The 19852-nt window shown below is 66.2% G+C and carries 20 protein-coding genes and 3 pseudogenes; 7 read left to right on the top strand and 16 right to left on the bottom strand.

Features of this window, described 5'->3' with window-relative positions; all coding sequences use genetic code 11:
* The first annotated feature begins 687 nt into the window (after positions 1-687).
* A complete protein-coding gene (locus RQI43_RS14355) occupies positions 688-2037 on the top strand; it encodes a DNA methyltransferase (RefSeq protein WP_311275577.1) in 1350 nt (449 codons plus the stop codon).
* Positions 2037-2528, top strand: coding sequence for a DUF5681 domain-containing protein (locus RQI43_RS14350; RefSeq protein ID WP_311275576.1), 492 nt, complete (start codon positions 2037-2039; stop codon positions 2526-2528). Before RQI43_RS14355 ends, RQI43_RS14350 begins: the two co-directional genes overlap by 1 nt.
* Before the next feature lie 434 nt (positions 2529-2962).
* Here the strand turns inward: RQI43_RS14350 and RQI43_RS14345 are convergent.
* The 4 genes and pseudogenes from RQI43_RS14345 to RQI43_RS14330 form a co-directional block, all read right to left on the bottom strand.
* Positions 2963-3277, bottom strand: a pseudogene (locus RQI43_RS14345) (transposase); the annotation flags it as partial.
* Between the two features lie 42 nt (positions 3278-3319).
* Entirely contained in the window at positions 3320-3652 is a 333-nt protein-coding gene (locus RQI43_RS14340; protein WP_311275575.1) for an IS3 family transposase, read from the bottom strand.
* Positions 3649-3876 carry a hypothetical protein gene (locus RQI43_RS14335; RefSeq protein ID WP_311275574.1) on the bottom strand — a complete coding sequence of 76 codons (228 nt, stop codon included), beginning with the start codon at positions 3874-3876 and terminating at the stop codon, positions 3649-3651. The genes RQI43_RS14340 and RQI43_RS14335 overlap by 4 nt, the downstream gene beginning before the upstream one ends.
* On the bottom strand, positions 3877-4002 hold the full coding sequence (locus RQI43_RS14330; RefSeq protein ID WP_280136549.1) for a hypothetical protein: 126 nt from the start codon (positions 4000-4002) through the stop codon (positions 3877-3879). It abuts the gene before it with no gap.
* 484 nt (positions 4003-4486) lie between these two features.
* Here RQI43_RS14330 and RQI43_RS14325 point away from each other — a divergent pair.
* The 3 genes and pseudogenes from RQI43_RS14325 to RQI43_RS14315 all read left to right on the top strand — a co-directional run.
* Positions 4487-4796 (top strand): annotated as a pseudogene (locus tag RQI43_RS14325) (EamA family transporter); the annotation flags it as partial.
* A gap of 28 nt (positions 4797-4824) precedes the next feature.
* Entirely contained in the window at positions 4825-5841 is a 1017-nt protein-coding gene (locus RQI43_RS14320) for a zinc-binding alcohol dehydrogenase family protein (protein ID WP_311275573.1), read from the top strand.
* 82 nt (positions 5842-5923) lie between these two features.
* Positions 5924-6106: pseudogene (locus RQI43_RS14315) on the top strand (cupin domain-containing protein); the annotation flags it as partial.
* A gap of 76 nt (positions 6107-6182) precedes the next feature.
* Here the strand turns inward: RQI43_RS14315 and RQI43_RS14310 are convergent.
* The 7 genes from RQI43_RS14310 to RQI43_RS14280 form a co-directional block, all read right to left on the bottom strand.
* A complete protein-coding gene (locus RQI43_RS14310) occupies positions 6183-6479 on the bottom strand; it encodes a putative quinol monooxygenase (protein WP_311275572.1) in 297 nt (98 codons plus the stop codon).
* A gap of 87 nt (positions 6480-6566) precedes the next feature.
* A complete protein-coding gene (locus tag RQI43_RS14305) occupies positions 6567-7445 on the bottom strand; it encodes a LysR substrate-binding domain-containing protein (RefSeq protein WP_056426677.1) in 879 nt (292 codons plus the stop codon).
* A gap of 79 nt (positions 7446-7524) precedes the next feature.
* Complete coding sequence (locus RQI43_RS14300) at positions 7525-8229, bottom strand: L,D-transpeptidase (protein WP_311275571.1); 705 nt, start codon at positions 8227-8229, stop codon at positions 7525-7527.
* Between the two features lie 261 nt (positions 8230-8490).
* The gene (locus RQI43_RS14295; RefSeq protein WP_311275570.1) at positions 8491-9237 is read right to left on the bottom strand and encodes a hypothetical protein; all 747 of its coding nucleotides are present in this window, start codon (positions 9235-9237) and stop codon (positions 8491-8493) included.
* A 187-nt stretch (positions 9238-9424) separates the two neighbouring features.
* On the bottom strand, positions 9425-9985 hold the full coding sequence (locus tag RQI43_RS14290; RefSeq protein ID WP_056453273.1) for an HAD domain-containing protein: 561 nt from the start codon (positions 9983-9985) through the stop codon (positions 9425-9427).
* A 108-nt stretch (positions 9986-10093) separates the two neighbouring features.
* Entirely contained in the window at positions 10094-11731 is a 1638-nt protein-coding gene (locus tag RQI43_RS14285) for an inorganic phosphate transporter (protein ID WP_311275569.1), read from the bottom strand.
* Positions 11732-12010: 279 nt separating this feature from the next.
* On the bottom strand, positions 12011-12913 hold the full coding sequence (locus RQI43_RS14280) for a LysR family transcriptional regulator (protein ID WP_311275568.1): 903 nt from the start codon (positions 12911-12913) through the stop codon (positions 12011-12013).
* 124 nt (positions 12914-13037) lie between these two features.
* Here RQI43_RS14280 and RQI43_RS14275 point away from each other — a divergent pair, with 124 nt between their 5' ends.
* Positions 13038-13439 carry a DoxX family protein gene (locus RQI43_RS14275; protein ID WP_311275567.1) on the top strand — a complete coding sequence of 134 codons (402 nt, stop codon included), beginning with the start codon at positions 13038-13040 and terminating at the stop codon, positions 13437-13439.
* 136 nt (positions 13440-13575) lie between these two features.
* Positions 13576-14619: an LLM class flavin-dependent oxidoreductase gene (locus RQI43_RS14270; protein ID WP_311275566.1), complete on the top strand. Its 1044-nt coding sequence runs from the start codon at positions 13576-13578 to the stop codon at positions 14617-14619.
* A 47-nt stretch (positions 14620-14666) separates the two neighbouring features.
* On the opposite strand, the gene RQI43_RS14265 is transcribed toward RQI43_RS14270, so the two are convergent.
* The 5 genes from RQI43_RS14265 to RQI43_RS14245 are packed head-to-tail and all read right to left on the bottom strand — an operon-like array spanning position 14667 to position 19635.
* Positions 14667-15437, bottom strand: a complete 771-nt coding sequence (locus RQI43_RS14265) for an ABC transporter ATP-binding protein (protein WP_311275565.1) — start codon at positions 15435-15437, stop codon at positions 14667-14669.
* Positions 15434-16786 carry an ABC transporter substrate-binding protein gene (locus tag RQI43_RS14260; RefSeq protein WP_311275564.1) on the bottom strand — a complete coding sequence of 451 codons (1353 nt, stop codon included), beginning with the start codon at positions 16784-16786 and terminating at the stop codon, positions 15434-15436. The genes RQI43_RS14265 and RQI43_RS14260 overlap by 4 nt, the downstream gene beginning before the upstream one ends.
* A gap of 40 nt (positions 16787-16826) precedes the next feature.
* Positions 16827-17864 (bottom strand): branched-chain amino acid ABC transporter permease, encoded by a 1038-nt coding sequence (locus RQI43_RS14255; RefSeq protein WP_311275563.1) that lies wholly within the window; start codon positions 17862-17864, stop codon positions 16827-16829.
* A 5-nt stretch (positions 17865-17869) separates the two neighbouring features.
* Positions 17870-18763 (bottom strand): branched-chain amino acid ABC transporter permease, encoded by an 894-nt coding sequence (locus RQI43_RS14250; RefSeq protein ID WP_056426341.1) that lies wholly within the window; start codon positions 18761-18763, stop codon positions 17870-17872.
* A complete protein-coding gene (locus tag RQI43_RS14245) occupies positions 18760-19635 on the bottom strand; it encodes an ABC transporter ATP-binding protein (RefSeq protein ID WP_311275562.1) in 876 nt (291 codons plus the stop codon). The genes RQI43_RS14250 and RQI43_RS14245 overlap by 4 nt, the downstream gene beginning before the upstream one ends.
* Positions 19636-19852: the final 217 nt, after the last annotated feature.

Raw genomic sequence — 19852 nt, 5'->3', positions numbered from 1 at the left:
CCCGGGCCTCCGTTAAAGGCTAAGTCTAACACAAAACGCATCAGATCAAATATATGTTGATCTAATTCGCTGATTGTCTGTCGAATATTTCAGATCCAGGGATCGAACGATCGACGTCGCGGATTTCTTTGAGCTTCCTTGCGATCTCGCAACGATCGGGATGGGGGGTAAAAAGCCTGCCCGCCGCTCTCCCAAGCGGCCGGACAGCCCCAGCTTGGCGTCCTCTTTTCACACAGCCTCCACCCAACCCGGTCGTACAGCAGGCCGGCGGATTTCAACCCATGACGGCCGAAGGACGGGAACTTCACAGCTGATAAGTCCTATCGGCGTGCCATAATAAGATAAAGTGGCTCAGGTCGCCGATGGGTAGTTTCCATTGATGTCAAGATCTTGCGAAGGAGCGTCTTGACACCCGACGGGTAAACTGCGCATTTTCCTTAAGTTGAAGTTTCTGTGTCCGCAGCGGACCAGCTTGGACCCACCCGCAATCGTGATCCTTTCCGAACGGCGCGCCTGACCAGCTCGCTGCGCGATTGTACGTCTCCTCGCCCCGCGGCACCTGCCCCGGGGCGTTTCTGTCTCCGGGCCTGGGCGGCCCTTCTCTTACAGCACTGCGCCGACTTTGACCCTGCTGCCTTCCGGCACGCGGGCCTGTCGTCGTGCGCGCTTTCCAAGGACATCCCCATCATGACGACGAACGCACTGGCCTTTCCCACGGCCGGGTTGACCATCCTCGACCAAGCTCCGACCTCCCTCAAACCCAACCCGCGCAACGCTCGCACCCATTCGAAAAAGCAGATCGCCAAGATCGCCGACAGCATCAGGGCGTTCGGCTTCACCGTGCCGCTCGTCGTCGACGAAACCGGGCTCGTGCTCGCCGGGCACGGACGGTTGTTGGCGGCCAAGCAGCTCGGCCTTCACACGGTCCCGACCGTCCGGCTCGATCACCTGAGCGACACGCAGAAGCGCGCCTATGCGATCGCCGACAACAAGATCGCGACCCTGGCCGGCTGGGATCGGGCGACCCTTGCCCTCGAACTCGGCGAACTCGCCATCCACCTGCCCGAGATCGGGCTGGATCTCTCCGTCACCGGTTTCGAGATCGCCGAGCTCGATCTGCTGACGGGGGATCTCGAAGAGGAGCGCCTCGCCTCGCGCGAGGACGAGCTCGGTGAGCCGGAAGCACCGGTCTCGCAGCTCGGTGATCTCTGGCAGCTCGGCCCGCACCGGATCCTGTGCGGCAGCGCCTGCAGCCGCGATGACGTCGAGCGTCTGATGGGTGGACGAGAGGCCGACATGATCTTCACCGATCCGCCCTACAACGTGCCCGTCAACGGCCACGTCATGGGCCGCGGCCGGGTCCAGTACCGCGAGTTCGTCATGGGTTCGGGCGAGATGACCGAGGAGGCATTCACGGCCTTCCTGACCGAGAGCCTCGGCCATGCCGTCTCGGTCTCTCGTGATGGGGCCCTGCACTACGTCTGCATGGATTGGCGTCACCTACCGGAGCTGCATGCCGCGACCCGACCGCTCTACGGCGAGCAGAAGAACCTCATCGTGTGGAGCAAAACCAATCCGGGGCAGGGCTCGCTCTACCGCTCGCAGCACGAGCTCATTGCGCTCTACAAAGTCGGCACGGCGAGCCACACTAACAACGTCGAGCTCGGCCGGCACGGCCGCAACCGTTCGAACGTGTGGACCTATTCCGGGGTCAACACCTTCAAGGGCGCGGGCGATCTGGCGCTGCATCCCACGGTCAAGCCGGTGGCCCTGGTCGTCGATGCGATCAAGGACGTGACACGCCGCGGAGCGATCGTCCTCGATCCGTTCTCCGGCAGCGGTACGACCTTGCTGGCTGCGGAGAAGACGGGACGCGAGGCGCGGGTGCTCGAACTCGACCCGGTCTATGTCGATGTCGCTATCCGGCGCTGGCAGACCTTCACGGGACGGGACGCCATTCTCGACGGTACGGACGAGACCTGGGACGAGGTCCGGTCGGCTCGTACGGCCCCTGCCCTGCTCGAGGAGGCTGCGTGATGGCGGACGCTGCGAACACCACTGTGACCAAACCGAAGCGACGCACCGCGTATGAGATCGGGTACGGCAAACCGCCAGCCGACCGTCGCTTCCGGAAGGGCCAGTCCGGCAACCCACGCGGCCGGCCCCGAGGCCACTCGGCACCGCTCGGCCGACGCGATCTTCTGGACGCGTTTACCCAGGCCGCGCGTGAGCCGATTGCCATCACCAAGGATGGCCGCACGATTCGGACGACCCAGATCGAGGCACTCGCCCAGCAACTCACCCGGAAGGCACTGCAGGGCGACATGAAAGCCGCCAAGCTCCTCTTCAATACCATCAAGGCTCTGGCGCCGGCGGATGAGCCCGATGGCATGTCCCATGAGGAACGGCTGAAGACCCTCGACGATCGACCGAAGTATGCTCCCAGCATCGAGGTCAGGTTCGTCGACGCTGGCGATATGCGTTCGAGGCTCGGAGAGACCTTAGCCCCCTCCACCGATGCTTCATAATCCCAATCAACCGGGGAGCCTCATAGCTCTCCGGCCCTTTTTGGCATTTGCCCGAAAGCGATCCCTGTTCCCGCTGATCGGCTTGCCTGTTTCGCCCATACGCGCTCCCTGATGACCAAACTCAATTCCCTGTTCCGCCGCGTAGGGAATTGATCATTAAGTTATTAAATCTGCTGCACTTTTGCTGGGCTAAGACGTGCCTGGGAGCTGCACCACGCCGTTTTCCCTGTTGTTTTCCCTGTTAGCAGGGAAACGGCGCCAGAGACCGGTTCCGACGGGATGCGTGCTCCACCACCTTTTTCCCTTTATGATGCCTCGAAATTGACTCGACGCGAGGACCATTCGAGGGCTACCGGAACCGGAAACGTATTTTGACCCCGCTTGGGTGGGTCGCGGCAAGGGGCGGTCGGAAACGAAACCAACCCACTGTTTGAACCGCGCCGGCCCCGGCGCGCCAGCTTCCGGAGGAACGCCGTCCAGAACGTCTCGGCCTCCGACGAGCCGACGTCCATGCCGAGGACCTCGCGCCGGCCGTCACTGTTGACGCCGACCGTCACGATGACGGCGGCCGAGACGATCCGGTCGTCCTCCAGCCGCTCGGCGCTCTTCTCGTCGTGGGCCGCGCCGGTGAGGCCGCCCACTTCCAACTCCATAAGTCGCTCGGCGGCAAAGCCGATCATTTCGCGCAGCAGATCGGTGTCGGCGCTCTCCTCCATCAGCCCACGCAGGGCCATGATCTCGTCGGTCATCGGAGGGCTCCCCGGTTCGGGGCTGGAAGTCGCAACCCGACCCTACCCGGCAACCGCCGATGACCACCCGTCAGCTACACCACTGCCTGGGACACAGCCATGTCGGGCCATGTTCGGGAAGATCGGGCTCTCGTAATCGCTATCGGTGGTCGTGACATAGCGGCGCCGAACGCGTGGCTGCAGGTCATGGGCGCGCATGAGGCGGCGGACCTTTTTGTGATTCACCCGCCATCCCTGCTGGCGCAGAGCTGCCTGGACGCGGCGCCAGCCGTAGGCTTCGAACGCGTCGCCGACCGCGGCCATAGCCTCGACTCGGGCGGTGTCGTCGGCAGCACGCATCGGAGCGTCGTAGTAGGTGGAGTGCGCCAGACTCATCCGTCGGCATCCCTCCGCAACGGAGAGGCTGCCGGGCCGGTGATTACGGACGTAGGCTCGCTTCTCGGCAACGGTCCGTTGCGCAGAGCTCCCTTTAAAAACTCAAGCTCAAGCGCCTGCCGGCCGACGAGCCGTTCGAGCGCGGCGATGCGCGCCTCGTAGGCTTGGATCGTGTCGTCGGCGGCCGCGTCATCATCGAACGCGCCGGCCTCGTACTTCTGCACTCAGACGCGCACGAGGTTGCGCAAGAGATCGTGGCGCTTGGCCAAGCCGTGCAGCGTCTCGCCGGACAGGTACTCCTGCGCAACCTGACGCTCGAACGCGACGCTATGGGAACGGTGTCGTGCCATGGTCTTCATCCTTCGAAGATCCAACAATCCGGTCAATCAGCCTTGCCCAATCCGTCCACCCCCAGGGCCCCACTCCAAGTATCTCGGCGCAGTTCAGCATGTCGCGATAGGACGTCGTTGCCCGGTGCGTAACGTAGGAAGCGTTCGTCCAGCACCTACTCGGTGAAAAGGACGATGGCGGAGCGTGTGCCCTCTCGTCCCGTCGAACCGTTCAGTCGTTTTCTTCATCGCATCGATCAGAATTACGCGCTTACCGAATTGTAGATCGGACGGCATTCTGAGGGGGCGCTGTCGATGAGGATTCGCGCCGCGAACCCCGCAACCGGACGCGACCGAACCGAGATGCCTGTCCCGGAAGACGCCAACCATGGCCGCCTCAGCGACGACTCCTGCCCCACGTGCCGCTGCCCGCCCTGCCCGTCGCGACGCGCCGGTTTCGGCCGGGCCCGCACGCGCTCGCCCGATGGGGGATGTCGTGCGGCCGCTCGCTGCAGCGATCCTGACACCGCTGGCCTATGCTGCCGAATGGCCTTTCACCGGTGACGGCAATGCCACCTTCTGGACCTGCCTCGCCTTCGTCGGTCCCGTCCCACGGCCTTCTGCTTCTGCGCCGTCAACGCCGCGAGCGCGCGATCTTCGGCGAGGGCGATCTCGAACCTCATGGTCGCGGTGCCAGTCACCGGTCTCGCGCTCTCCATCACAGCCCTGCACGTGGCCCCGAGCCTCGACCTGATCGTCGGTCCTTTGCCATCGTGCTGGGCATCGCCGCGAGCACGTACCGATCCCGTCCCTGACTTCCCCCCGAAACGAGGAGCACTCTTAATGAAGGCCGTCGGTTTTTACACATCCCTGCCGATCGAGAACGAAGTGTCTCTGGTCGATCTCGACCTGCCAGCCCCGACGCCCGGTCCGCGCGATCTGCTCGTCCGCGTGCAGGCCGTCTCGGTGAACCCCGTCGACACAAAGGTCCGCGCCCGCGTCACCCCGGCCGAGGGCCAGCCGCACATCCTCGGCTACGACGCGGTCGGAATCGTCGAGGCGGTCGGCGAAGAGGCCCGACTGTTTCGAACCGGGGATGCCGTGTTCTACGCCGGAGCGCTGGGGCGGCCCGGGACGAATGCCGAGCTCCACTGCGTCGATGAACGCATCGTCGGCCACAAGCCCGCTTCGCTCTCGGCGGCCGAGGCCGCAGCGATGCCGCTGACCGCGATCACCGCCTGGGAAGCTTTGTTCGACCGGCTCGACGTCGGCAAGCCGGTGCCGGGTGCCGCCCGGTCGATCCTCATCATCGGCGGGGCGGGCGGCGTCGGATCCATCGCGACGCAGCTCGCCCGCCAGCTCACGGATCTGACCGTCATCACCACCGCCTCGCGGCCCGAGACCGTCGCCTGGAGCTGCGAGCTCGGTGCCCACCACATCATCGATCACACCCAATCGATCGCTGCCGAGATCGCGGCGCTGGGATTGGGCGCACCGGGCTTCGTGTTCTCGACCACCAACACCGATCAGCACGTGGCCGAGATCGCCGAACTGATCGCGCCGCAGGGTCGCTTCGCGCTGATCGACGATCCGGAGAGCCTCAACGTGGTACCCTTCAAGCGCAAGAGCGTGTCGACCCACTGGGAGTTCATGTTCACGCGCTCGATGTTCGAGACCGCCGACATGGAAGCACAGGGGCGGCTCCTCGACGAGGTTGCGCGCCTCGTGGATGCGGGCACGCTGAAAACCACCTTCGCCGAGAGCTTCGGCCCGATCTCGGCCGGCAACCTTCGGCGTGCGCATGCGCTGATCGAGAGCGGGCGGGCCAAGGGCAAGATCGTCCTGGAGGGCTGGGCATGAGCGGGGCATCGGCCCCGGACAGGCGTAGCATGTTGGCGGGCGCCGGTGCGGCGATGTTGTTCGCGTCTGGGCCAGCCCACTCGGCCCTGGCGAACTCCTGTCCTTCGAGCGCGGCACCGTTCACGCCCTGCCGACGATCACGCAGGGGCCGATGATCCTCCTCTCGATCGACACGCCGCGCCGCGCGCCCACCGATATCATCTTCGTCGATCCCGCCGACGGGGCGCCCGAGACCTTCATGGCCCGCAACGCCCCGGAGGCTTGAGCACCGCTCGCGGTCGGTGGAATGTCGAGGCCGAAAGGGGGCCCGAACGTCCGGCGAGCGCTGTGAAGTTCGACGATCAGGCGATCCTGTTCAGGATTTCGATCGCGAGCGGCTCGCTCAGGAGTTCGTCGAAGCGGGCGGCGAGCGTACGGAAATTCACGCCATCGGCATGGATGTCGAGGGCGGCCTGACTTTCCCAGACCTCGTACATCACGATCGTGCCGGGCCGCTCACGACTTTCGTGAGCCACATAGGCGAGACAGCCGGGTTCCGCGAGCACGGCGGGCACCAGCGCCGCCATGGCCTGAACTAGCGCTGCCTCCTGTCCTTCGCGGGCCACAAGGCGGGCGATCAGATGGACGTGCTCCGACATGATCTGCTTATCCCTGCTTCTGTACCGGCCCCGCCGGACCCCATTATGGTGCGCAACGCCCCAGACGTGCTGATCGTCCGCCGACGCTCAGGCCGCGATGGTGAGCCCGTCATGGCCGGCGAGGCTCTGGCTGAGGAAGGTGATCAGTGGCTCCACGAGGTCGGGTGCCCGGTCTTCGCCGAGTACGCTGACCTCGGTCATGGGCAGGGCCGGCCAGAGCTCGGGCGCCCGCAGGATCTGTATGCCCTCCTGCACGAAGGAGCGCCCGAGCAACGTCACCCCGAGCCCGCCCGCCACCGCTGCCTGGACGCCCATCAGGCTGCTCGCCGTGCACGCGGCGACCCAGTCGCGCCGCACGGAATCGAGGGCCGCGATCATCTGCTCGCGATAGCTGCAGGGGGCCGCCAGCATCACCAGGCGCGCGGGCTTCGTAAAATCGAGCTGATAATCGGCGGAGGCGAGCCAGACGAGGGGCTCGCGCCAGATCACGCGCCCCCGCCCGTTCGCACCACTGCGCTTGACGATGACCGCATCGACCCGGTCCGCGTCGTAGGCTTCGAGGAGGTTGCAGCTCAACCCCGTCATCAGCGCGATATGGACGTCGGGATAGAGGCGGCCGAACCGGGCGAGGAGCTTCGGCAACTGACCGGGGATGAAGTCCTCCGACACACCGAGCCGCAGGGTGCCGCTCGCCGGCGGCTCCCGCCATCCGCGCAGGAACCGGTCGTTGAACTCCAGCATCTGGCGGGCCGCCACGAGCAGGCGCTCGCCGTCCGGCGTCAGTCCAAGCATGCGGCTGGTCCGGTCGAAGACCCGCCGGCCCAGGATCTCCTCGAGGCGCAGGACTTTCTGGCTCACCGCCGATTGCGAGCGATGCACGACGTCGGCGGCGGCCGTGAAACTCCCCGTCTCGGCCACCGCCACGAAGGCCCGCAGCAGGTCGAGTTCCAGATCCGGGTGTCGCATCGCTCCGCCGTCTCCCATGTTCGCAGGCGCGCCAGCTTCGAGACCTGCCTCGCGCAGACCGCCCGCCGGTGCGATGCCCTCAGCCACGCACCGAGGAAGATGCAGACCGGGCGACGGGGCCTTCAAATGTCTCGACATGCTCGTCCGCCGGAAGCACGACAACCCGCGTCTCGACCGGAACGCGGCCGTAGAGATCGATGATGTCTTGGTTGAACATCCGGATACAGCCGGAGGAGACATCGGTGCCGATGGATTGCGGTTCTGTGGTGCCGTGGATGCGGTAGAGCGTATCGCGCGGACCTTCGAACAGGTAGAGCGCGCGCGGTCCTAGCGGGTTGCTGGGACCCCCGGCCATGCCGTTGCGCCACGGCCCGTTGCGGTCCGGTTCCCGTGCGATCATGTCCGCCGTCGGGGTCCAGCGTGGCCACTCGGCCTTGCGTCCCACCCGCGCCGATCCGCTCCAGGCCAGACCGGCCCTGCCGACACCATAACGCAGGGCTCGGCCGTTCTCGCGTACGAGATAGAGAAACTTGTTACCCGGATCGACGACCAGCGTACCCGGCGTTTCGGCGCGCGGATAGGCGACCTCCTGGCGAAAGTAGCGGGGATCGATGCTGCCGATCTCGGTCGCCGAAAGGGGGAAGCGTTCGTCGGGACGCGCACCATACATGGCGGTGAACGCCGCGTTCTGTGGCGGTACCACGGCCTCGCGCCGGGCCTCCATGGTCACGCAGCCACCGCCGGCAAGGCTCACCCAGGCCAGAAGGACGAGGATCGGAAGCATAGGGACGCCTCTACGCCGGAGGGAGGCAGCCGATCCCGACTTAGTCATGAGGCGTGCTACCTTTCCAGAGATGTTCGGCGCCGAAGGCATCGGATGGCCGTCAGACGCTCAGGAAAGATGCCTTTCGTCTAGGCCTGAGGGAAACGCATAGTTCTGATGGGTTTCAGATGACGATCGAATGGACGGCGCGCACCGGTAACTCGTCATCGCCCTCGATGCCGGCTTTCTGAACCTTTACCGCAAGATAGCGACGCCCGACGATCAGGCAGGCACGAGAGTTTTGCTCAACCTGGCCCGTGTTTCGCCGGCCAGACGGTGCAGGACATCCGCGTAGCGCGTGAGCAAGCGCGCAAGAGGCGAGCGCCACAGGCCGTGTCCGTCATCACAGAGCGGATCGTTCACCACGGGACTGCCATCGACGCCCACCAGGACGTTACCGATGTTCGGATCGAGGCCTTGCGGGGATACCGCACGCAAGGACGCAACATAGGCTTCGTATCCGGGCCACGCGGCCCTGAAGTCTTCGCGGATCCCGTCGAAGCTCGCGTGATCGATCCGCGGCTCGTGGGCCGGCCATTCCACCTTGAACCGGTCTCGGACGCCCTCGTCCATCGCGACGCCCGGATGGTCCGCGATGACGGCGTGGGCATAGGCCAGCCACCAGGCATCCCGCGCCGGATTCGTGAGCCGTGAGCCCACGGTCATCAGCGCGCCGCAGCGGCTGACCTGCAGGTCGTGGATACGCGGCGCGTGCGGGCCATCGGAGCCTGCGAACCCCTTGCGAAGCAGGGCCGCATAATCGCCGAACCCATCGGCCTTGCGTGCGAAGCGCACGATGACGTCCGGATGGTCTGGATGCGCATGGACGGTACCATGGTACCCGAATCCGATCTCCGACCAGCCTGTGGCGATGAGCGCGGCATAGGCCTCCGCGGCGGACCGTTCGGCGATACCCAGGACCGCGAGCGAAGGACTGGACGTCCTTCCGTGAGTTCTGAACCCGAACATCGCAGCCACTCCTTCCTGCCGAACGACAATCCGACGCGACGCGCTCTCAGCAGCCGCACAGGTGCGGCGTCGAGGCGGGACCGGACGGGCAGGTCCGGCAAAGGTCCAGGAGACCCTGTCGATGTCGGGGGCAGCGTGACGCGGGTGTCACTCCACTGTCATGGAATGACCGGTGCTTTCGAAAAGTTCAATCCCTATGGGGAAGTAAATCGGCGGTGCGTGGGAATGAGCCAATCTGACCCATCATTGCTCGAGGAGCCGCCATCCCCGCCAGCAGGTCGCGGGCCAGGATCCCCTCCGCCTCGCTTAGTCCAAGCTCTGCAACGGGACGAACGTGCCGACCCGCATGGGCCGGGCCGACCTCTACGTCGTCGAGGACGAGATAGTGCGTGATGTGGTTCCGGCTCGCGTGTTCGGTGATCTCATCACCGCGCCCGGCTTGCTCGGCGGGAAGCATCGCGCCCGTTTCGGCATTCCTGCTCGTCGGCAGGATGGCCGTCCGCCAGTCCGGGTGAAAGCAGTCCTCGGATAGGCCGGCTTCCACCAGTGTCGGGCGGCAATCGTCGACGCGCCATGTGGACGACACGACCACCTTCGCGTCGAACTCCCGTACGAGGGCGGCAACGAGGGCGACCTGGGTCGGGTTGAGCCTGTCCTTCCCGGCTTGCCGTTGAAAGTCCACCGTCGTGACGACGCCGTCCACGTCGAGGTAGATCGTCAGCGCTCCCGCCCCTGTTCGTTCGCTCAAGGGGCCAGTCCCGTTTCGTGAAGCAACCCTGCTTCGGCCGTGGACGCCTACCGCGGGACGCTGCGATCGTCCAGCATCGGGGTCCCGGCCGGCCACGTCGAGGCGCCGCTAGAACACGTGCCGTAGGATGAAGAAGAGGACGCCCGCCAGGGTGATGGCGGCCGGCAGGGTCAGGACCCAGGCCAGCGCCATGTTGCGTACGGTCGACATCTGCAGGCCCGAACCGTTGGCGGCCATGGTGCCGGCGACGCCGCTCGACAGGATGTGCGTGGTCGAGACTGGCAGACCGTAGAGTTCGGCGAGACCGATGGTGCCGGCGGCGACCATCTCGGCGGAAGCGCCCTGCGCGTAGGTGAGATGGGTCTTCCCGATTCTCTCGCCCACGGTGACGACGATGCGCTTCCAGCCGACCATCGTGCCGAGGCCGAGAGCCAGTGCGACGCAGACCTTGACCCAAGTCGGGATGTAGCGTGTCCCATCGTTGAGGAGGCCGGTATAGGCCTTCAGGGTACCGGCCTCGGTTTCCGAGAATGTCGCGCCGTTCTTCGGCAGGAGCCGGATCGCGTCGGCGGCGAGATACATGTCGTTGCGCAGGTTCGACGTCGCCGCAGCCGGCACCTGCTTGATGGCGCCGTAGGCCTTCACGTTATCGGCGATGTCGGTGGAGAGCGCGGCGAGGGCCCCGTACACGGCAGGCTGGTTCAGGTCCTTGGACTTGAGAGCTTCCGAGACTTGCTTGCGGGCCTCGGCGGCGTCAGGCTTCGGCGCGTTCCCGGCATGGCTGGCGAATACCGTGCTGGCGTTCTGGGAGGTCTGGATGAAGGCCGGGGTGGTGTCGTCCGCCATCGTGCGGTTGAGGGCGTAGGCGGTGGGGGCGGCGCCGATGAGGATGAGCATGATCAGGCCCATGCCCTTCTGGCCGTCATTGCCGCCATGGAAGAACGACACGAGCGTGCAGGTCAGGATCAGAAGGCTGCGAATCCACAAAGGCGGCGGGGTTTCGCCCTTGGGGGCCTCGTAGAGATCCTTGCGCCGCACGGTGAATTTGAGGGCCAGCAGCAGCAGGGCGGCGGCGACGAACCCGATGACGGGGCTGAACAGCAGCGCCTTGAACACGCCCAGGGCCTGCGCCCAGTCGACGCCCGAGGTTGCCTGTCCCTCGGGGGCCATCAACTGGTTGGCGAGGCCGACGCCGATGACCGATCCGATCAGGGCATGGGACGACGAGTTCGGCAGGCCGAAAGCCCAGGTGCCCAGGTTCCAGAGGATCGCGGCGATGAGCAGCGCGAAGATCATGGCGTAACCGGCCGACGACCCGACCTGCAGGATCAGTTCCACCGGCAGCAGGGTGACGATGGCATAGGCCACGGCGCCGGAAGACAGCATCACACCGAGGAAGTTGAAGGCGCCCGACCAGATGACCGCGACGAGCGGCGGCATCGAGTGAGTATAGATCACGGTGGCCACGGCATTGGCGGTGTCGTGGAACCCGTTCACGAACTCGAAGGCCAGAGCGATGAGCAGAGCCAGTCCGAGCAGCACGAAGGCGCCGATGGCGAGAGGCGACTGCCCCACCGCGTTCATGTCGGTCACGAGGCTGTAGAGCGCGTAGCCCAGTCCGGCGACCAGGACGAGCAGGAAGGCGATGACGCCGCCCGGATGAATGCCGTGGTCGAGCTTTGGCCCCGTGGCGGGCGCCTTGGCGCCCTGCGGCAGGCCGGTCGGAGCAGCAACGGCGTCGGACATGATGGCCTCAGGACCCGGGGGATCAACGATCCTGCCAGTAGGTCGCGCTCATAACAGTCCTGTGACATGCATTCAAAAAGCACCGATGGCGCTGGATTAAAGTCATCGACATGAACGTACGACGCGAACTCGCTCCGTGAAGCGTGCCAAGTGCAGGCGCTGCTCAACGTTGTCCGAATCCGTCCGGCCCTGTCGGATGGAACGACCACCTTTTTTCTTTGACTCTGACCTCGACCAATCTGCCGGCGCGGAGGCGTTCGTCGCTCATCATTGTTGGCGTCACTGGCCCGTGTCGCCGCAACGCAATTGGGCAATGAGCCAGCGCCCGGCCGGTCCCGGAGGCCGTTCCATCGGGTATACGGCCCACATCGGCAGGAACAGGCCGCCCTTCGGCAAAGCGGCGATGTCGAGCCGCACGAGGTGTCCGACGGCGAGGTCATCCGCCACGACCTCCAGGGGCATCCCGCCCCATCCGAGCCCCGAGCGCAGGAAAGCATGCTTGGCTCCGAGATCGGCCAGCCGCCAGGTCCTTGGCGAGAACACGCCGAACTCGCGCCCCTTCGTCAGCTCGCTGCGGTCGGTCAGGACGAGTTGGACATGCTCGGCCAAGTCGGCGGTCGGGATCGTCCCAGTCCTGCGCGCGAGGGGATGGGCGGGCGAGGCGACCATGACCAGTTCGATCTGGCGCAACGGCTCGCGCGCAAGCTCGGGCGGCAGCAGGGGCGTGGCACCCGCGACCGCGAAAGCGCAGCGCCCGTCGAGGACCGGCGCGATCACCGCCCCCAGGGTCTCGACCTGGATGCGCAGGGGCGTGGAGGGAAAGGTCGGCTGGAACGCGGCCACGGCTTGCGTGAGCACTTGGAACGGGAACAGGACGTCCAGCACGATGCTGACTTCCGCCTCCAGGCCGCCGGCAAGGTCCCGGGCCTGGGCCTTGAACGTCTCGGCGGCCGCTACCGTCGCGCGTGCATGGGCGAGCAGCACGCGGCCCGCCTCAGTCAGGACCGGATAACGGTTCGAGCGGTCGAAGAGCTTGATGCCGGATTGCGTCTCCAGGTTTGCCAGAGACTGGCTGACCAGCGACTGCGCCCGCCCGAGCTTGCGTGCGGCTGCGGAGAAGCTGCCGGTATCAACCGCGGCGACGAAAGTCCGGAGTTGATCGAGGGTGAGTTGGTCGAGCATCCATCTGTCCAGGTGATGGTATGCATCGAAAGATATAGGCTTCGATGGGGGATGGAAGGGGCCTACGGCTTAGCGCACAGCCGAGCCGGTCCGGAGTTCGGCGACATCGAACTGGATGTTCCTCATGTCACAGACCCTCACGGCCACCTCTGCTCCGTCGCGCAAGCTCACCATTGCGACATGGTCGTTGCAGATCCTGCTCGCTCTCGTGTTCCTGGCGGCGGGCGGCGCCAAACTCGCCGGGGTGCCGATGATGGTGCAGGTCTATGACCTCATCGGCGTCGGCCAATGGTTCCGCATCGTCACCGGCCTCGTGGAAGTCGCAGGCGCCGTCGCCCTCCTGATCCCCGGCTACGCGGCCTTTGCCGCCCTCTGGCTGGCCTGCACCATGGTCGGTGCCATCATCGCCCATCTGGTCGTTCTACCCACGCCGGTGGCCCCGGCTGCCGTGCTGCTTGCCCTCACCGGAACCCTGACCTGGCTGCGCCGAGACCAGGTCCTCTCGGTCCTGGGGCGCCGTCGCTGAGTAAGGGGCCGTTGCCCGGGATGGCCGCGGCCGACGCGAACGGATGCGGTGCCATCGCAAAGGGGCCGCGCTCCCATTCTCGCCTCATCGATCTGCACGCTTCTTCCATCTGATCGCACCAGAGAGACCGTCCGCCATGGAACTCGGCATCGACAGCTTCGCCGTCACCCTTCCCGATCCGGAAACGGGCCGGTCCCTTCCGGCGGCCGAGCGCATGGCGCGTCTGCTCGCGGAAGTGGAGGTGGCCGACCGGGCCGGGCTCGACGTGTTCGGTATCGGTGAGCACCACCGCGCCGAATTCCTCGATGCGGCTCCGGCCGTCATCCTCGCGGCCGCGGCGGCACGCACGAGCCGGATCCGATTGACAAGCGCCGTCACGGTGTTGAGCGCGGCCGACCCGGTCCGCGTCTTTCAGGAGTTCGCTACCCTCGACCTGATCGCCAAGGGCCGGGCGGAGATCGTGGTCGGGCGCGGCTCCTTCGGCGAGGCCTACCCGCTCTTCGGGTTCGCCGCCGAGGATTACGACGCCCTCTTCGCGGAGAAGCTCGACCTGCTTCTAACGCTGCGCGAGCGGACCCATGTCACCTGGCGCGGCCGGTTCCGCCCGCCGCTCACCGGCCAAGGCGTCTATCCGCGTCCGCACCAGGAGACGCTTCCGATCTGGATCGGTGTGGGTGGAACACCGGCCTCCTTCGCACGCGCCGGCACCCTCGGCCTGCCGCTGATGGTGGCCATCATCGGCGGTAGCTTCCAACGCTTTCGCCCCCTGGTCGACCTTTACCGCGAAGCCGGCCGCCAGGCGGGCCATGCACCGGAGAGCCTCAAGGTCGGCGTGCATGCCGTCGGTTTCGTCGCCGACACCGACGGGGCCGCGCAGGAGGCGTTCTATCCCGGCTGGGCTCAGCTGTTCGGAAAGATCGGGGCGGAACGGGGATGGCCGAACACGAACCAGCGTGAGCAATTCGAAGCCATGTGCGGCCCCTACGGCGCCTACCTGATCGGAGCGCCGGACACGGTTGCGGCGAAGGTGGCGACGGCCAGCGCCGCGCTCGGTGGCATATCCCGTCTGACCTTCCAGATGAGTTCGGCGATGCAGGAGCCGGATGCCATGCAGCGATCCATCTCATTGCTCGGCACCGAGGTGATACCGCGGGTGAAAGCGTTGTCGTCGGCCTCGTGACGGCGCCCTGCCCCAGGCGCAGGGTCCCGTTCTTGGAACGACACCGTTCAGGCCGGCACGTGGGTGGGCGCCGTCCCGAGGCCGAGATAGAACGTCTTGATGTCGTCGCGCCCACGAAGTTCGGCGGCGGTGCCGGTGAGGACGCTGCGTCCATTCTCCAGCACGACCGCCCGGTCCGCATGGCGCAGCGCGACGGTGACGTTCTGCTCGGCGACCAGGATCGTCAGTCCCTCGTCGCGGTTGAGGCGCACGAGGGTGCGAAAGATCTCGGCCACCACCTGCGGAGCGAGGCCCATGGAGGGTTCGTCGAGGACGAGCAGGCGCGGACGACCCATCAGGGCACGCCCGATCGCCACCATCTGTTGTTCGCCGCCGGAGATCAGCCCGGCCAGAATCCGGCGCTTCTGCAGCAGGCGCGGGAAGATTGCGTAGATCCGCGCGAGGTCGGACCGAATGGCGGATCGGTTCGAGCCGCGCCCGAGCCCACCGGTGACGAGGTTCTCCTCCACGCTGAGCCCACGGAAGCAGTGGCGGCCTTCGAGCACCCCGACGAGGCCCGCCCGCACCAGGGCGTCGGTGGGTGTCCGGGACACGTCCTGTCCGTCATAGACGACGCGGCCCGCCGTCACCTGCCCGCGTTCGGCCGGCAGGAGGTTCGAGACCGCCTTGAGGACGGTGGTCTTGCCGGCGCCGTTGGAGCCCACGAGGGCGACGATCTCGCCCGCCGCGACGGCGAGGTCGACGCCCGAGAGGGCGCGGACGGCGCCGCCATAGCGGGCCTCCAGCGCCTCGACGCGCAGCAGCGGCGTGCCGGTCACGGAGTGGCCGCCGCGGCGTGGGTCGCATTCTCCTCGGCGGCACAGTTGCGCGGCGTGATGCCGTGCTCCTTGGCGTAGGTCGCCGACGAGGCCTCGATGATCGGGCGCAGGGTCGCCCAGTCGGGGGCGATCCAGTCGGAGACCACCTTCCATTTCGCCCCGTCCCATTGCTGGAAGGTAACGCGGCCATCGCCCTCGTGGTTGGCGCAGGTGACGTTGATGGAGTGGAACAGGCCCTTGGCGCCCAAAGCCGCGACGCGGGCTTCGTCGAGACGCAGGTGCTCGAAGCCCCAGCGGACCTCGTCTCCGGTGAGCGTCCGCTTGCCGAACTTCGCTTGCGCCGCCCGCACCGCCTCGACGTTGAGGATGCCGTTCACGATGCCGAGGTTGTGGTAGACGCTGCCGATGCGCTTCTTGTCGGCGAGATTGCCGGTATTGCCGTCGTAGACGGTCTTGATGATGTCCTTCAGCACCGGATATTCGGCGCCCGACGCCTGCGTGGTGATGGCGACGTAGCCCTTGGCGGCCTCTCCTGCCGGGATCACGTCCTCCTCCGAGTTGGACCAGACGTTGCCGACGATGCGGTTGGCGGGAAAGCCCGTCTTCTGGGCGGTCTTCAACGCCACCGGGTTCATCACGCCCCAGCCGCGCAGGACCACATAGTCCGGCTTGAGGCGGCGGATGGTCAGCCATTGCGATTGCTGCTCGTTACCGGGATGCGGCACCTCGATCTGCTCGACCTTGAAGCCGTGCTTCTTGGCGAGGAGCTCATAGATCGGGATCGTCTCCTTGCCGTACGGCGAGCCATGATAGAGCACCGCGATGGTCTTGCCCTTGAGCCTGTCGAGTTCACCCTCGCGGCTCCCGAGATATTCGACGATGCCGGATGTCTCGCTGTAGGGGTTGAGGAGGAGCGGGAAGACGTAGGGGAAGACCCGGCCATCGGTGGAATCGGTGCGGCCGTGATTGATCGTGATCAGCGGCACCTTGTCCTTGGTGATCCGGTCGACCATCGCATAGGCGATTCCCACAGAGAGCGGGTTCCAGGCTGCGATGCCGGAACGGGATTTGACCCGCTCATAGACCTCGACCCCGCGCTCCACCTCATACTGGGTCTCGCCCTCGCTCCAGGTCAGCTTGACCCCGTTCACGCCGCCGTCGCGGGTGTTGATCAGGTTCAGGTAATCGATGAAGCCACCGAAGAAGCCGGTTCCACCGGCCGCATAGGGCCCCACCCGGTAACTCTGCAGGGGGAAATGCTGTTCGTCGGCGCCGGCCGAACCGGTGAGCGCGACGAGGGCGGTCCCGGCGACGAGCACGGAACGCAGGGCGGTTCTGAATGCGGGCATGGGAAGTCCCTTAGTTCGCTGGTCTCAGGAGTTTGAACGGTCAGGCCGAGGGGCGTAGGCGGCACACGGCGCGGTCGAGGAGCGCACTGAGCCCGGCGGGTTCGCGGATCAGGAAGGCGACGATCAGGATTCCGAGGACGATGCGCTGACACATCTCCAGCGTGCCGGAATCGAACCCGTCGCCGAGTAAGGCTGCGCCGAACCGTGACAACAGCAACGGCAGGATGACGATGAGCCCCGCGCCCAGGAAGGCGCCGCGCAGGGTGCCGAGGCCGCCGATGATGACGATGAACAGGATCTGGAAGGAGCGGTCGAGGTTGAACCCTGCCGGCTCCACCGTGCGCAGGTAGGCGAAGGCCCAGAGCACACCCGCTACGCCGATGATGAAGGAGGACAGCCCGAAAGCGAGGAGCTTGGTGCGCGCCACCTTCACGCCGATGACGCGGGCGGCGGTCTCGTTGTCACGCACGGCCACGAAGCTGCGGCCCGTCGGCGATGTGACGAGGCGCCAGGCCAGGACCGTCAGCAGCGCCACCACGGTGAGCGAGAACAGGTAGCGGCCACGGGCATCCTCGAAGGACAGGCCGCCGACGACCAGCGGCGGCGCGCTGATGACTCCGGATGGGCTGTCGTTGGAGAGCCAGCTGAAGCGGTTCAGCACCCAGGCCACGAAGAACTGCACCGCCAGCGTCGAGACGGCGAGGTAGAAGCCGCGCAGCCGCAGGGCCGGCAGGCCGGCCACCAGCCCCGCCAGGGCGGCGACGAGCCCGGCCAGCACGATGGTCGCCGGCAGCGGCAGGAAGGGCAGCCGCAGCGACAGGTTGAAGGCGGCATAGGCCCCCACCGCCATGAAGGCAGAGGACCCGAGCGAGAGCTGGCCGGCATAGCCGGTGAGCAGGTTGAGTCCGAGGGCCGCCAGCGACAGGGCCAGGAACGGCGTCAGGATCGCCTCGTAGAGGTAGCTGCTGCCGACGAGCGGAACGATCCCATAGGCGATCGTCAGAAGAAGAACGACGCCGATGCCCTTGGCGGATAGGCGCGGCAGGGACTTGTCCAGCGGAGTAGAGGTGGCGGCCATGGCGCTCAGACCCGCTCGACGCTGCGCATGCCGAACAGCCCCGAGGGCTTCAGCAGCAGGAAGCCCAAAGCCGCGACATAGGCGATCCAGCCCTCGATACCGCTGCCGATGACCGGCCCGAGATAGACTTCCGACAGCTTCTCCACCGCGCCGACGATGAGGCCGGCGACGATGGCGCCGAGGATCGAATCGAAACCGCCGAGCACGAGGACCGGCAGGGCCTTCAGCACCACCAGGGAGAGCGAGAATTGCACGCCGAGGCGCGCTCCCCAGAGTAGTCCAGCCACCAGGGCGACGATGCCCGACGCGATCCAGACCGCGGCCCAGATCCGGGGCAGGCGCAGGCCGGTGTTCAGAGCCGCCAGCGGATCGTCCGCCACCGCACGGAAGGCGAGGCCGGTGCGGGTGTAGCGAAAGAACAGGCTCAGCACGGCTACCATCAGCCCGGCGACGGCTGCGGCGAACAGGTCGAAGCGGCTGACGAGGATGCCGGCGAGGTCGATCGGCGTATCGTCGATGCCGAGATCGAGCCCGTGTACCTGCGTGCCCCAGGCGAGCTGGGCGGCTCCCTCGATGACGTAGGCGACGCCGAGCGTCGCCATGAAGAGAGTGATCGGCGGCTGGTTGACCAGGGGCCGCAGGACGGCGCGTTCGATGGCGAGCCCGAGGAGGGCCATGACCGCCAGGGTCGCGGCAAAGGCGCCGATGAAGGGCACGCCCCGTTCCGTAAGGCTGACGAAGGTCAGTGCCGCGAACAGCAGCATCGCGCCTTGCGCGAAGTTGAGCACGCCGGAGGTCTTGTAGATCAGCACGAAGCCGATCGCGACCAGCGCATACATGACCCCGGACAGCAGACCGCCGACCAGCACCTCGACGAAGAAGGCGAGATCGGGATTCATGCGCCGGCCTCGAAGGCGAGGCCGAGATAGGCGGCGATGACGGCGGGATCGGCCTGGACCTCGGTCGGCGTCCCGGAGGCGATGCGCCGCCCGTGATCGAGGACGGTGACGCGATCCGACAGGCTCATCACCACGCCGACATCGTGCTCGATCAGTACGATGGTGGTGCCGGTGGAGTCCCGCGCGGCGCGAATATCACCGCTCATCCGCTGTTTCTCGGTGGCCGTCATCCCGGCCATGGGCTCGTCGAGCAGCAGGAGGCGCGGCTTGGCTACCAGGGCGCGGGCGAGCTCGACCCGCTTCTGCACACCATAGGGGAGCGTGCCAACGAGCCGGTCGCGTATGTCGGCGAGGTCGAGCGCGGCGATGACGGCCTCGGCCCGCTCCCGGTGCTCGCGCGCTTCGCGACGCGCATGGGGAAGTCCGAGGACCTGCGCACCAAGCCCGGCGGACTGGCGGTCGACCAGCCCGATCGTCACCGTATCGAGGACGGTAAGACCCCGGAACAGCGCCAGGTTCTGGAAGGTGCGGGCCACACCGAGGCGGGCGAGGTGCCGCGTCGGCACGCGGGAAAAGCGGTCGTCGCCGATCCGGATCGCTCCGGAATCCGGCGCGTAAAGCCCGCTGATCGCGTTGATCAGGGAGGATTTACCGGCTCCGTTCGGGCCGATGACCGCATGGATCTCCCCCTCCCCGACCGACAGATCCACGGCATCGAGCGCCACGGTCCCACCGAACCCGAGCGACACGCCTTCGACTACAAGGAAGGGAGCATCCTCCTCGACGATCCTGGGGTGGAGCCGTTGGCGGGAAGCGGGAAGGCTCACGGATCGTGGCCGATCGACGAGATGCGGCCGGACAGCAACATTCATGATGAGAGAAGCGTTTCCGGGGGCGAGGTGATGCATTCACGTCAATGAATCGAGATCATGACGCGATAAAGCCAGTCTCATGGGATAGATGATACTCTTAACGGATCATCGATAGGCCCAGCTTCATCTATAAATCTAAATCTGTCAAAAGGATAAGGAGCTATATTTCGAGCGCTTTTACCTCATTCGTTCCATGCGAGCCGTGATCGGGAGATTG

This window comes from Methylobacterium sp. WCS2018Hpa-22 (assembly GCF_031843785.1).
In the GTDB taxonomy this organism is placed as follows: Bacteria; Pseudomonadota; Alphaproteobacteria; order Rhizobiales; family Beijerinckiaceae; genus Methylobacterium.
The sequence above is the reverse complement of the archived record's forward strand: the minus strand, read 5'-3'. Positions and strand labels throughout refer to the sequence as shown.